The 13,022-nt window shown below is 66.8% G+C and carries 13 protein-coding genes; 2 read left to right on the top strand and 11 right to left on the bottom strand.

All coding sequences use genetic code 11. The annotated features are described in order from the left end of the window. Positions 1-228: 228 nt before the first annotated feature. From Pla175_RS19125 to Pla175_RS19085, 9 genes are all read right to left on the bottom strand, one after another. Complete coding sequence (locus tag Pla175_RS19125; protein WP_145289029.1) at positions 229-462, bottom strand: hypothetical protein; 234 nt, start codon at positions 460-462, stop codon at positions 229-231. Positions 463-465: 3 nt separating this feature from the next. Further along, positions 466-1,146, bottom strand: coding sequence for a ThiF family adenylyltransferase (locus Pla175_RS19120; RefSeq protein WP_145289025.1), 681 nt, complete (start codon positions 1,144-1,146; stop codon positions 466-468). 17 nt (positions 1,147-1,163) lie between these two features. Next, complete coding sequence (locus Pla175_RS19115) at positions 1,164-1,808, bottom strand: hypothetical protein (protein ID WP_145289021.1); 645 nt, start codon at positions 1,806-1,808, stop codon at positions 1,164-1,166. Then, positions 1,702-2,724 (bottom strand): hypothetical protein, encoded by a 1,023-nt coding sequence (locus Pla175_RS19110; protein WP_145289018.1) that lies wholly within the window; start codon positions 2,722-2,724, stop codon positions 1,702-1,704. The genes Pla175_RS19115 and Pla175_RS19110 overlap by 107 nt, the downstream gene beginning before the upstream one ends. Before the next feature lie 114 nt (positions 2,725-2,838). Beyond that, positions 2,839-3,057: a molybdopterin converting factor gene (locus tag Pla175_RS19105; protein WP_145282364.1), complete on the bottom strand. Its 219-nt coding sequence runs from the start codon at positions 3,055-3,057 to the stop codon at positions 2,839-2,841. Positions 3,058-3,218: 161 nt separating this feature from the next. After that, complete coding sequence (locus tag Pla175_RS19100) at positions 3,219-3,782, bottom strand: hypothetical protein (protein ID WP_145289015.1); 564 nt, start codon at positions 3,780-3,782, stop codon at positions 3,219-3,221. 939 nt (positions 3,783-4,721) lie between these two features. After that, a complete protein-coding gene (locus Pla175_RS19095) occupies positions 4,722-5,324 on the bottom strand; it encodes a hypothetical protein (protein ID WP_145289012.1) in 603 nt (200 codons plus the stop codon). Between the two features lie 34 nt (positions 5,325-5,358). Beyond that, positions 5,359-6,453, bottom strand: coding sequence for a DUF3500 domain-containing protein (locus Pla175_RS19090; protein ID WP_145289009.1), 1,095 nt, complete (start codon positions 6,451-6,453; stop codon positions 5,359-5,361). Between the two features lie 63 nt (positions 6,454-6,516). Continuing rightward, positions 6,517-7,407 carry a dienelactone hydrolase family protein gene (locus Pla175_RS19085; RefSeq protein ID WP_145289006.1) on the bottom strand — a complete coding sequence of 297 codons (891 nt, stop codon included), beginning with the start codon at positions 7,405-7,407 and terminating at the stop codon, positions 6,517-6,519. A 545-nt stretch (positions 7,408-7,952) separates the two neighbouring features. On the opposite strand from Pla175_RS19085, the gene Pla175_RS19080 reads away from it, so the two are divergent. Continuing rightward, the gene (locus Pla175_RS19080; RefSeq protein WP_145289002.1) at positions 7,953-8,972 is read left to right on the top strand and encodes a glycerophosphodiester phosphodiesterase family protein; all 1,020 of its coding nucleotides are present in this window, start codon (positions 7,953-7,955) and stop codon (positions 8,970-8,972) included. 5 nt (positions 8,973-8,977) lie between these two features. Here Pla175_RS19080 and Pla175_RS19075 read toward each other — a convergent pair whose 3' ends face one another. Then, a complete protein-coding gene (locus Pla175_RS19075; RefSeq protein ID WP_145288999.1) occupies positions 8,978-10,933 on the bottom strand; it encodes a YjhG/YagF family D-xylonate dehydratase in 1,956 nt (651 codons plus the stop codon). A gap of 215 nt (positions 10,934-11,148) precedes the next feature. Here Pla175_RS19075 and Pla175_RS19070 point away from each other — a divergent pair, with 215 nt between their 5' ends. Beyond that, complete coding sequence (locus Pla175_RS19070) at positions 11,149-12,015, top strand: fumarylacetoacetate hydrolase family protein (protein WP_231953972.1); 867 nt, start codon at positions 11,149-11,151, stop codon at positions 12,013-12,015. A 117-nt stretch (positions 12,016-12,132) separates the two neighbouring features. On the opposite strand, the gene Pla175_RS19065 is transcribed toward Pla175_RS19070, so the two are convergent. Further along, positions 12,133-13,011: a nuclear transport factor 2 family protein gene (locus Pla175_RS19065; RefSeq protein WP_145288996.1), complete on the bottom strand. Its 879-nt coding sequence runs from the start codon at positions 13,009-13,011 to the stop codon at positions 12,133-12,135. Positions 13,012-13,022 lie beyond the last annotated feature (11 nt).

Genomic DNA, 13,022 nt, shown 5'->3' with positions numbered 1-13,022 from the left:
TACTTGAGCGAAGTGGAGAGTTTGTTGTTAACAACACAATTGGGGGGGGGCGCGATGGCGAGGTAGCAGAGAGGACCACAAGAACGCCAGCGTCGCGGCTAGGGCCGACCTCCTGAGGGCTAAGAAAAAGTCCCACCTGCAAGGCCCAACCACCCCCACCCCCCGCCGGCCGCCCGGACGCAAAAGCGTCCGAAGCGGCCCGCCGGGGGGGGGGCGCCGCCCCGATCACTACCGCCGCCGCTGGACCCGTCTTCTCGGCGCCGGCCTCGACAAGGCCTGCTTCCGCTTCGCGAGCCTGCAGCAGGCAATGACGCTGCCTGTCGCGAGCACGATGACCGTCGGCCAGAACGCAGTGGTGAGCAGCACGGCCAGAACAACGCACGCCCAGAACACGGCCGCCTGCGGGGGCGGCCGCGACCAGAATTCAGGGCGCCAAGCCCCTTGGCTCTTGTTACTCGGCAATAGCTACCTCCTTGGTTCGTGGGTTGGAACAGAAAGCCCGCTCGCCAGCAGGTTGAGCGACAGGTCGGCGTCGACCGGCTGCCCCCGCAGCCATCGCACGAACTGACTGAGCATCAGCCCCGCGGTCATGCTGGCGGCGTAGATCGTCGACCTTGCTGTGCAGGCGCCCGTCTGGGCCTCGTGCTGCGGGAAAAGCGTGGCCGCGTAGTGCTCGCGGCTAGTAGCATCGAACGCGGTCAGCACCCGCAGCGTCTCGCCCCGCATCCGCCCGTCGGCCCAGAAGTCGATCAGTTCACCGCCCCCACGCCAGATGGCCGCGCGGGCGTCGATGGAATCGACGCAGCAGAAGGCCACGTCCCCGAGCCCGGTGGACGGGCGCCAGCGGTCGTAGATCGCTTCGGCATAAACTTCTGGATCGATCGCCAGCACCGCGTCACGACACGCATCAACCTTCCGCCTTCCGACCTCGCCGCGGGCGTACCCCTGCGTCGTGACGTTGCTCGCGTCAACCTCGTCGAAATCGACTAGCCTGAGCCGACGCACGCCGAGCGAGGCGAGCTGCACCGCGACCTGCCTCCCAACGGCGCCGACGCCGACCACGGTTACGTCGAGTGACGCCAGCCTCGCTTGCGGCACGAGCTGTGCCTGCCGCACGAAGCGGTCTTCTATCTGGTTCGTACTCATAGCATCAGAACCTGTTGTTAGTCGGTGGGACAGCTCCAGAGGGACCGGGCGACACCCAGGTCGAGCCCGAACAGCCGCTCACCGAACGCGTCGACCTCATCCCAATCGTCTTCCTGCTCAACGCAGGTCTCGTACTCCTTGAGCCACGTGGCGTGGTCGCTGCCGGCAAACGGCTCGTTCCACGCAACCCGCACGGGGAGCCGCCGCGTGGCGCCCGGGCCGGCGTGCACTCCCAGACGGGCGTACCAGCGCCCGCCGCGGGCCAGGATTGCCATCACGGCCCAGTCAGCCGGACCGAACACCCGGGCGAACGTCGCCTCGTCGGTGCCGCTGGGGTGCGGCGACACGCCCGGGTGCGTGTGGAACCAGACCCGGCCGAACTGCTGGGGGCTAAGCCCGGCGTCGGCCTGCTGGTCGAAGTAGTCGGCCACCGCGGCGTCGTCGAACGCCACGGTGACCGAGCTACAGACCTGGTTTACCAGCACCACGTCCCGCACCAGCAGCAGGTCCTCGGGGTCCGAGACGCCGAAGCAGCCGATCTCGGTCGGGCCCGCGTCACGCAGGAAGCGGAGCTTGGCCCACGCGTGCGGCGTCAGCCGCAGCGACCTGCGGGGCCGTGTCCATGTTCTCTTGGTCTGACTCTTTCTCAGCGATGCACGCATCACAGACTCCTCCGGTTAGGCAAGAAGGGCAGCAGCAGCTGTTGCAGTCGCTGCATAGGTCGAGGCAGGTACGGCAGTGGTGCTCGTGGCAGGCCGAGCAGTCCTCGCGGCAGCCGTGACACAAGCCCTCGCCGCAGCCCTCGCAGCTCAACACGCACTCGTCGCAAAGCTGTGCGTCGCAGCGGCCGCACAGGCCACGCTCATCGGCGTCCACACTGGCGCTACAGTCGCTGCAGGGGACGCCGTGCCAGCGGTCGAGGCAGACATACGCACTCGACTCGTTGTAGGTCTGGAGGATCTGGCGAAGGATGAGCACGAAGTCGTGCAGCCTCCCTTCCGCGCTGGCGGCCTGAAGCACGTGCGTCCCCTCTCCTTCACACAGCTGGTCGTCCACTACATGGGGGTGGGTGACGCCCGGGTTGGAGTCGGGCGGGTTGGGGTGCAGGGCCATCACTTCGTAGCTAGGCTGCTCGGCGCCAAGCGTCTGCCAATGGACAGCGATCATGAATGGACCCAGGCTGACCTCTTCCAGCTCAATGGGATCGGTCGCAACAAGCAGCAGCTGCCGCTTGAAGTCGATCTCCAATCGAGGGAACTCGTCGTCGATCGCCCGCAGGTCCCAGTAGAGGGTTCCGGCCAATGGCGGCTGGGTACGCCGCCTCTCTGCACGCAGCCGCTCGGCCTGGGTCGTGGCTACGATGGCTAGGTCGCGGAGGGCCCGCTCTAAACGCGGGCGGAGAACGGCCGACGCGGTGCGATACCGACGCCTATTGGCGTGCCGCATCATGCGTGTCAGCCGCGTCACGGCGTCGATCGGCAGCGGCTCTGCAAGCGGCGGAGAGATCTCTTGGCGGCGGGCGTAGACCTCGGCGATCGCCGAGGCGGCCCGCCACAACATCTTTTCGCGTGGGTTCATGGGGAGTGCCGCTTCGCGGCGGGGTTGGTGGCTGGGGACTGGGTAGGCAATGGCCAGCCGAGCGAGCGTCCGTGCTCGCCGCTGACCGCTAATGCCTGAGGCCTAACTCCTTTCTTAGGCCCCTTCGATCTTTACCGGCGTGAAGCTGATGCGATCTCCTTCCTCGAGGACCTGGTCCGCCGGCGCCGGCAAGCGGTTGACGCGGATCAGGTAGTTCTCGGGCCGCGGGTCGCGGACCTGCCGCTCGAACAGCTTGCGGACCGAAGTGCCCGGCTCGATGTGCACGTAGTCGGCGAAGCCGGCGCCGTCGTTGTTGATGACGAGGATTTTCATAGTTGGTCTCGGGGTTGGGGGGCTGGATGGTCCGCTAGTGGCGGATAGGGACTGGGGGCTGGCGACAGACCTTCGGTAAGGATCAGAAGAGAGAGGGGGGCACAGGGCTACGAGAACGTGTTGAGATGGGCACGCGGTGGTGCGGCTGACGCCTACGCGCGTCACGCCGCCGCCGGCGCCGCGGTGAACGCCCGCCAGCTCTCGGCCAACTCTCGCCGCAGCTGGCTGATCCGCCCGGACGACACGCCGAACAACTCAGCGGCGCCCTGGGTCGTCTCCCCGTCGGCCAGCGTCTGGGCGAGGCGCCGCTTCACCTCGGGCAGGTGGTCGAGCCAGTCGCGGAAGTCGACCCGGACCGCGGCGATCTCGGCTGGGGTGGCGTGGCGGTCCGCGACCAGCTCGGCCCAGCCCGCGGCCTCTTCCTCGCGGCGCCCCGGCTCGAGCGCGTCCTGCTTCGCGAAGCTCGACCCTACGCGTTGGCCGGCGCGCTGGCGTCGCACCGCGTAGAAGGCCAGCGGCGTTGAGTACGCGTCTGACTCGCGTCCCTGCTCGGCCAGACGGTGGTAGTTAACAGCCGCCTGGGCGACCGCCTCGCTGCGGGCGTCGTCGAGGGCTTCGCCAGTCAGCCCGCGCAGCAGCATCCGGACCTGACGTTCGATACCCGGCAGCATCGCTAAGAAGCCTGCGTGCCATGCCGGCGCGCAAGAGTTTGCAGTCACGCTCATCGCGGGGGAGTCCTTGGGGGGAGGGACCGCCCCCGCAGACCGGGAGCGGTCGTGTGGGGGAAACACAACCGCTCTCGCTGGGCGCTGAGAGCTGGAGACAACGCGTAGCACGAGTCGACAGCGGGTCGCTGAGGCGGCTCGGGAGAGCCTGGGCAGCGAGGGGGCTCGGTGGGCACGAGAATGTGCCGGACAGACTGTGGCGCCGAGTGGCTAAGCCCCGCTCAAGTACTTATTACGCAAAAGCCGCGATTGTTTAGTAGTCGACGCACGCAATCCTACTCGCTACTTCGACGCGGCAATTCCAAGTTGGCGGTTGGGGTGACCCAGGGAGGGTCAGCGAGTAATGGCCTAGATTTCAGCGTGTTACTCGTTCTAGGGTAGATTACCCTGATACTTTTGCTAACGACTGCAAAACAAGGCAAACAGTTGCGGGGTAAGAGCTGGTTCGCTAACCTCAGCAATCGTTAGCAAACACCACTGCTTACAGGCTTTAGCTAGCCTCGTCGAATCGCTTGACATGCAAGAGGTCACAGATTCGAGTTCTGTCGTGCCCATTAGTCGTAAACTCTGAAGGCATAATACCTTAGGGCTGGCACCCTTTGGCGGCCAGGGGATCTTTCGGCGAGCCAAAACTTGAGTGATTTGACACACGGTTTGCGAGGCATGCGAACTCCCGCACCCGGAGTGACGTCCCCGCGGATCCCCCGCTGCAGCTTGCACAAGCCGTCCGGGAGGGGCCTTTCTGAGGTCCGGGGGGTAAATTCCCCTTCCTAGACCCTTTGGGTGTCAAGAGAGCCGCGATGTCTAGGCCGCGGGTTGCTGCGTGAAGGGTCGTCTGCCTACCTCCGAGGCAGCCCATGTCTCAGCAGTCTGCCGGCACGCCACGGAGCTGGCGGGGGACCTCGCGGCGCCCCGTCGGCTGTCCACGACGGTCCTACCTTATCGACGCCAGCCGACCCGCCACACCAAGCCGGCCACGACGACCACGACGCCGGCCCCGAGCATGATCAACCAGCCGGACGCGTCGCCCCGGGGGCGATGGTAGGCGAAGTCGATACTGCCTTCGCTCTGGTCGGCGTTGCGGTGCTGACCCTCGATCTCAATAAGCTGCGACCCGGGCATCGCCGCATTGAACAGGAAGACGCTCAGGTCGCGCTGATGCTTGTTTTGGAAACTTAGGGTGTGTCGCCCCGACGCCAGCCACCAGAAGGGCGCCGCGAGCTCGATTTGGATGACGCCCCATCCAGATTGTAGCTCCGCCACGTCCGGAAAACGCGCCGAGTGGACCTTCAGCGTGAGTTCGTGACCGTCCAGGCTCACGGCCAGATCGCTCGTCAGCCCGCGCGCGTAGGCTTCGGATTCCGCGGTCGAGATCACGCCATCGGCGTCGCGGTCGGCGAGGGCGATGACCTTTTCCGCTATCTCGACACCCGGGGACAGGTTGATCGAAAGATGAACCGCGCTGGGCGTGACGTCGACGAGGGTCGCCTGCACTAACTCGTCGAGCTGATGGCCGTCCGTCGGTCCGCAGAGCACGACCATCAGGATTGGCGCTCGCGGGAGGCGACGCAGCGAGCTAATCATGCTTCCGCCACCACCGGGCCCCGTATTCGTTGGTGGGGTCTCGATAGATTGTGTGGAGGTGGTTTAGCCCCGCCTCGCCCTGGCCCTGTGGGGCGAACTCGATAAACACGGTTGGCCCCTGGATGCGGAAGTAGCCGACGCTGCCTTCTTCTGCCGAGCCGCTCCAGGCGAACCAGGTTTCGGCAACGTTCTTTTCCATCTCTTCCAGCTTGGCCGCGGCGGTCGGCTCATTGATGATCCCGGTCCACTCGCTCGCCAGGTCGAGCAGCATGCGGCGTTGATCTTCGTTGAGCTGATCGCCCTTGAGCCCTTCGGGTTCGATCATCTGGCCGTCCCGCCCAGGCCCCAGCACGAGGTTGCGCACGCGGAACCCGAGGACGGCCTGTTTGCGCTGCGCCTCATCGAGCGAGGCCATCAAGGCGACGGCCTTCTCTACCTCGTTGCCCAGCGGACGGATCGCTTTGCCCTGCATCTCATAGGAAGCCGGTTGCGCCGCCGTGTGGCTGGGGGCGAGCGTGCCTTGCTCGCCGGCCAGCGTCATATTGAGCGCCAGGTGATGGCCGCCGAACTGAATCATCCACGGCTCGGTGACCGAGGGCTCGCCGAGGAAGGAGATAAAGAAGTTGTCGCGACCAAAGCGGGGGCCGCTGTTGGCCCCGCCGCCGCGGGAACCGCCCCTGCCTCGTTGGTTGTACTTCAGCACTTCGTCGGCCTCAACAATCTGCATGACCTTCTCGTAGCCCTGCTTACTGAGCGCCGCCTTGAGCAGGTCCATGGCCGCGCCCCGCTGCTCGGGGCTCAACTCTCCCATGCTTATGCCTCCGCGTGGGACCATCCCGACCGGCAGGTTCGACCAGCGGGCGCGCTGCGCGTCGTCGTCAAACTTGTAGACGGTCTTGCTTCGCTGAGGCTCTTCGAGCGCGTCTAGAAAGAGATCGGCCGCGGAAACGATCTTCGCGGTAGGCGCGCCGGCCTCTGCGGCGGGCGCGGCGGCGGCTACGCCGCTCTCGCCGCAGGCGGTCCGTGCGGACCACGCGGCGGCAAGCAGCAGCGCGATCGCCACCGAGTTCGTTCTAAAGGTCGTCATGTTGCTTCTCCGTTGACACGGGCTGCGTTCTAGCGGGCTGAGCTTCTGGCCCCGGGCGCTGCGTTAATTGGCCAGGTGCTTCTTGAAGAAATCGGTGGTCCGCTTCCAAGCGAGCTCCGCGGCCGGTTCGTCGTAGCGGGGTGTCGTGTCGTTGTGGAACCCGTGGTTGACCCCGGGGTAAACATAGGCCTCGAAAGGCTTGTCGTGCTTTTTCAACGCGGCCTCAAACGCGGGGGCGCCCTCAAGGATCCGTTCATCGTTCCCGGCGTTATTGATCAGCAGCGGCGTCTTGATCTTGGGAACGTCGGCCAGCTCCGGCTGCCTGCCGTAGAAGGGGACGCCGGCGTCGAGCACGTCGGGCAGGTTCACCGCCAACTGGTACACCACCCCGCCGCCGTAGCAGAACCCCACGGCGCCCACCTGGCCGGTTGAGAGCGGGTGGCGGTCGAGGAACTCCGCGGCCGCGATGAAGTCGTTCAGCATCTCGTCGCCGTCCCGCTTGGATTGCATCGAGCGGCCTTGATCGTCGTTGCCGGGGTAGCCCCCAAGGGGCGTCAGGGCGTCCGGGGCGAACGCCAGGAATCCCTCAACGGCGAGCCGGCGGGCGACGTCCTCGATGTACGGGTTCAGCCCGCGGTTCTCGTGAACGACCAGCACCGCCGGGAACTTCCCCGCCTTGGCGGGGTGTGCGAGGAGGCCCTTCATCTCGCCGGCGCCGTCGGGCGATGCATAAGTCACCCTCTCGGCCTTAATGCGGGGGTCGTTCGGCTTGACCTGCTCCGCCCACGCGTAGTTGGGGCTGAGGTTCGCGAGCAGCGCCTCAACGGTCAAGCCGCCCACGGCGAACGCTCCCAGCCGCTTGATATAGTCACGGCGGTCGAGCCGCCCGTGAGCGTAGTCGTCGTAGAGGTCGAGCACACCTTGATCGAAGTCATCAGCACTTTTTCGTTGCATCGGTGGTTCCGCCTTCAAGGAGTTGGTGTTGACGCGCAGCTTGGTCTCGAACTCGTCCTGGGCTGCGTGCGATCGCCCGGTTGAAAAGGAATCTCAGCGAGCGTCGCCCAAGTTCTCGCCCGATATTTGTATCCGGTCCGGAAACCGTTTGACAGTCAATGGGCGTCCAGAGCCATTTTTCTGGGCTGGCCGGTGATTGCATAAAGCAGTTCATCTCGGACGACACCGTCGCGACACCCGCTGGAATGGCCCAACCGTCCGCCAAAACGGCGGGTCAGGGACTCCTGGCCCTCACGGTCCGGGGCCGCCGATCGCGTACCCCGCACTGCCCAACCGCCCACAGCACGCACGGGCGCTTTGCGCGCCGCTCGCTCCCAGGTTGCGTGCCGACGAGGCGTTCGTGTGGGTGACGCTCGACGGACCCTTGGGGGCGGCTAGCCCTCCGCCTAGAACGCGCTCGGCCGAGGAGCCCTGCTTGGTGAAGTTTCCATGAAGCGGCCTTGCGCGTCTTGCGAGAACGGGACGGCGGGTCTAGACCTTTCTGAATGCAACAGAACGAAATCACCAAGCGCTTTGCACGTTCCGCGCTCACCGCTGCAACGCTGCTGTCGGTCACCCCCATTGTCATGGGGGCCGAACTGGCAGATCGGCCGCTGGTGCTCGCCCATCGCGGCGCCTCGGGCTACTTGCCCGAGCACACGCTCGCGGGCGTCGCCATGGCCCACGCGTTGGGCGCCGATTACATCGAGCAAGACGTCGTGCTCACGCGCGACGGTCAGGCCATCGTCCTGCACGACCTGACGCTCGACTCGACGACCGACGTCTCCGAAGTCTTCCCGTCACGGGTCAACGCCCAGGGGCATTGGCCGGCGGCCGAGTTCACGCTCGCGGAGGTGCGGCGGCTGCGGGTCAACTCGCGCCGATCCGCGGCCGGGGGGCCAGCGACGCACCCGGGACGATTCCCCATGGCGCAGGCCCTCCCGCTACGGGTTCCCACGCTCGACGAAGAGATGGTGCTGATCGATGGTTTGAACCGATCAACGGGGCGTCGGGTTGGGTTGATCGTCGAGATCAAAGGCCCGGCGGAGCACGCCGATCGCGGGCTCGACGTCAGTCGTGAGACGCTGCGTGTGCTGGACAAGCACGGCTATCGACGGCCCGAGGACGCCGCGATCGTCCAATGCTTTGACACCCAGGAGCTACGCCGCGTACGGGGCGAGCTTGGCTGCGGGCTCCGTCTCTGCCAACTGCTGGGGGGCGATCAGCCGCCCGACGCCGCGGCGCTCGCGGACATTGCGAGCTACGCCCAATCGATCGGCCCCGCCTACGGCTTGGTGCTGGACGAAACGGGACGTACAACTGGGCTCGCCGAGGGGGCGCACCGTGCAGGCCTGCTGGTGTTTCCGTACACGGTCAGGCGCGACGCACTGCCGCCGCACTCGGCCGACGCCACGGCTCTGATCCGTCGCCTCGTCGACGCTGGGGCGGACGGGTATTTCACCGATTTTCCGGACGATCGCCTCGCCCGCCGCGGGACACAGAAGAACGCGGCGCAGCAAGAGTAGTAGCGTTACGCGTCGCTTTTTCTCGCAACGGTCTTGCGTATCGCCTCGAAGTCGTAGACGCAGCCCCCCCAGGTCCCGCCGCTAAGCGATTGCAGCAGCGCCCACAGACGCGTGTCGTCGGGCAGGCCTTCCGCTTCAATCAGGTCGGCGCGCAGCGGGCGGGAGGCCAGTTCGGCATCGCCCCACGCTCGGTCCTTTACCTGGTCTTGAGACCCCACGAGGTCAACCGATCCCGCGGCCCGCGGCGGGTCGATCGCGATCTCGATCAAGTCGCCGTCGCGGACCTTGCCCAACGGTCCGCCCGCGAGGGCCTCGGGGCCGACGTGGCCGATGCAGACGCCTGTCGAGACCCCCGAGAAGCGGGCGTCGGTCACGAGCGAAACGCTCTTACCCCACGGCAAGTGCTTCATCGCGGACGTGAGTTGGTACGTTTCCTCCATGCCGGTGCCCATCGGGCCACATCCGGCTAGCACAATCACGTCGCCCGGCTCGATCGGTTGGTCGCCCTGCCCCTTGATGGCCCGCATCGCCGATTTCTCATCGGTGAACACCTTCGCTGGGCCGGTGTGCCGGAAGCTGCCGCACTCCAGAAGCGATGGATCGATCGAGGTCGCTTTGACCACCGCGCCGTCGGGCGCGAGGTTGCCGGTAAGAAACGCCATGGCGCCGGTGAGCCCGGCCGCGGCGGCTCGGTCTGGCGGCATGATCACGTCGTCGGCGTCGACGCCGTCGCGCTCTTGCAGCAACGACCGCAGCCGTTTGCGACGCGGCGAACCGCGCCACGCGTCGAGCGCGGCGCCGAGCGGCTCGCCCAGCGCAGTGAGCGCGTCGACGTCGATCAGACCAAGCTCCTGGAGGTGGAGCATCACCTCCGGTACGCCGCCGGCCAAGAACACCCTGACGGTAGGATGATCGACGGGGCCGTTGGGAAGCACGCTTACCAGGCGCGGCGTGACGCGGTTCACTTCGGCCCAGTCGGCCACGGTAGGCCGCGCCAGGCCGGCCGCGTGGGCCACCGCCGGGAGGTGGAGCAGCAGGTTCGTCGAGCCGCCGAACGCGGCGTGGACGGTCATGGCGTTGCGGATCGCGGCGTCGGTGACAATGTCGCTCACCGCAAGGCCGCGTCGCCGCTGCTCGGCGACGGCCTGCGCCGAACGCCTCGCAAGGTCGAGCCAGATCGGCTGGCCGCTCGGCGCCAGGGCGGAGTGGGGCAGGGAAAGCCCGAGCGCCTCCCCGACGACCTGCGACGTGGCGGCCGTCCCCAGGAACTGGCACCCGCCCCCGGGCGTGGCGCAGGCGCGGCACCCGAGTTCGGCGGCCTCTCGCAGCGTAACCAACCCGTGGGCGTAGCGGGCGCCGAGGCTCTGCACCTTGCCGGCGTCCTCGCCGCTGCTGGCCGGCAGCGTCACGCCTCCGGGGACGATCACCGCGGGCAAGTCACGAACGCCCGCGACGGCCATCATCATCGCCGGGTGCCCCTTGTCGCACGTGGCCACGCCGAGCACCCCGCTGCGCGTCGGGAGCGAGCGGATCAGGCGGCGCAGCACGATCGCGGCGTCGTTGCGGTACGCCAGGCTGTCGAACATGCCACGCGTGCCTTGCGAACGCCCGTCGCAGGGGTCGGTGCAGGCGCCGGCGAAGGGGGTCGCCCCGAGCGCGCGGAATTCGTGCGCAGCCGCCTCGACCAGCAGGCCGACCTCCCAGTGCCCCGTGTGGTAGCCGAGGGCGATCGGGGCGCCGTCGGGGGCGCGCAGCCCTCCCTGCGTGCTGAGGATCAGATACTCCGGCCTGCCCAGTTCGTCTGGGTTGCAGCCCATCGCGGCGTCTTGCGTCCAACCGAACAGGTCGCCGCTGGGCCGATCACGGAGGAAGGCGTCGGTCAGCGGCAGCAAGCCGCTTGGTCCGACGGCGCTTGTCTGCACGTCCAGCAGCGACGCGTCGGCAGGGAACCAGTCGTTCATCGCTTGGTACTCCGTCCGTGTTGGTTAGTCGGTTCCACAGGCCAGCGGCGAGACGGCAACCAGCAGCAGCGTCCTTGCTAGCCCGAGAACATGCAAGATGGCCGACTGTTGCAACACGCCCCGACGGGGCTTCCGCCGATCGCGGCGTCGGCGGGGCAGGGCGGATTGCCGGTGTGGCCTGAGGTCGGCAGAATACGCGGGCCACTCTCGTCACGATGCACCTCGCTTGGGAGGCGTCCACAGACATGCTGCTCTACCAAACCAAGTCCGGTCCGCTGCTCCGATCGGGCGACGACCTGTACTCGCTGAACGAGGACTGGGAAACGCTCGTCAACGACCCTCGTTTGCCCGAGACGCTCAGGCGGGCAACCGGTTCGTCGAACCGCTTGAGCGGTTCGACGCACTCCATCTCCAGTCCGCTTGCTCCCATCGGCGATAGTCAAGAGGTATGGGCGGCCGGGGTCACCTACTTCCGCAGCCGCACGGCGCGGATGGAAGAGTCACAGGAGGCCGGCGGCGGCGACGTCTACGACCGCGTATACGCCGCCCCGAGGCCTGAGATCTTTTTCAAGGCCACCCCCCACCGTGTCGTGGGCCCCGGCCAACCCATGACCCTGCGCGCCGACTCCAAGTGGATCGTGCCCGAGCCCGAGCTGGTGCTCGTGATCGCTCGCGACGGCACGATCGTCGGCTACACGGTGGGCAACGATCTGTCGTGCCGCGACCTGGAGGGGGAGAACCCGCTTTACTTGCCGCAAGCGAAGACGTTCGATCGCTGCGCGGCGCTCGGCCCCGCGGTGCTCGTGCCGGAGGAGGGTCCGATCGATCCAGCATCGAAGGTGCGATTGGTCATCCGCCGCGGCGGCGCTACCGCGTTCGAAGGGGAGACCACCTTGTCTCAGATGAAACGCAGCCACGAAGAACTGGTCGGCTTCTTGTTCCGCCACAACGCGCACCCCCACGGGGTGCTGCTGATGACCGGGACAGGGGTCGTACCGCCCAATGATTTCTGTCTCGCCCGGGGCGACGTCGTAGAGATCTCGATCGACGGGATCGGAACGATCAGCAACCCGATGGAGTAGGGGCTTCCGAAGTCAGACGGGGGAGGGTCGAAGCGGCGCAGTGCTTCTGTGTGGCTTCGTCCGCCGCTGGGAGTCCCACCGCTCGCATCCACTGGATTCCTATTGCTGCGGACTGCCTCAGCCTTCTCCCTTCCCGCCAGTGCCGCGTGAGGAATTCCCGTCGGCCAACGTGCCCAACGCGTTGAATGTCCACCTCCCGTCGCGGATGTGCCAACACTGTTGGTGGGACCGTTCTCCGAAGAAGTGAGACCGTAGGGTGACGCGCAGCAGGACCTGCGTCGGATCGTCGGTAAGCCGGTCGACGCGGATGACGACGCGGTCGCCAGCGGGCCGGTGCCGATCCAAGATGGAAGAGAAGTAGCGCACCCGCCAGCGATCGAACTCCACACGCTGCACCGCGTCGTCCTCGATGAACTCACCGGCGTCTTCCCAGTCTGCTGCTAGGCACGTGCGTATGAACTGTGCCGCACGAGCCTCGGGTGTGCTGGCTCGATGGCTCCAGGCCGCCGAAATGCCCACGATCAGCACGAGAGCTGCCGCGCCGATGCGCGCGGTCTGTGCAATGCGCGTTCGCAGTTGGCCGTCGTCCCGAGTCGCTTTCCGTTCCGATTCCAAACGTCGCTGTAACCCGGCCTGCTGGGCGGCTTGACGCTTGAGCCGTTCGGCGGTTTGGGCGCTGTGCAGGCGCCCGTCGGGCCCCCGCACGAGCGGCAGCTTACAGGACGGGCAGCAGGGTTTGTTGACCGCTAGGATCGCCGCGATCGAGCCCGACCGGCAGCACCTGGGGCAGGTGTACCGAGTCTGCGGCTGCTCGCGGAGGGAGATCACGTCTCCCCCTTTGGCGATCATGAACTCACACCCACAGCCGTGGCATTTCAGCCCGTGCTGAAGCTTGCGCCACTCGACCACGCCTGGGGCGTTGCAGTCGGGACAGCGCAGCGCCACCGTAAGCGGCTCGGACGGCGCCGCGGAATCGGTTCCTTCCGCGCTTTGCATCGCTTGCGCCC

This window comes from Pirellulimonas nuda, from assembly GCF_007750855.1.
Classification (GTDB): Bacteria; Planctomycetota; Planctomycetia; order Pirellulales; family Lacipirellulaceae; genus Pirellulimonas; species Pirellulimonas nuda.
Note: the sequence above shows the minus strand (reverse complement) of the source record. Positions and strands in the feature narration are given on the sequence as shown.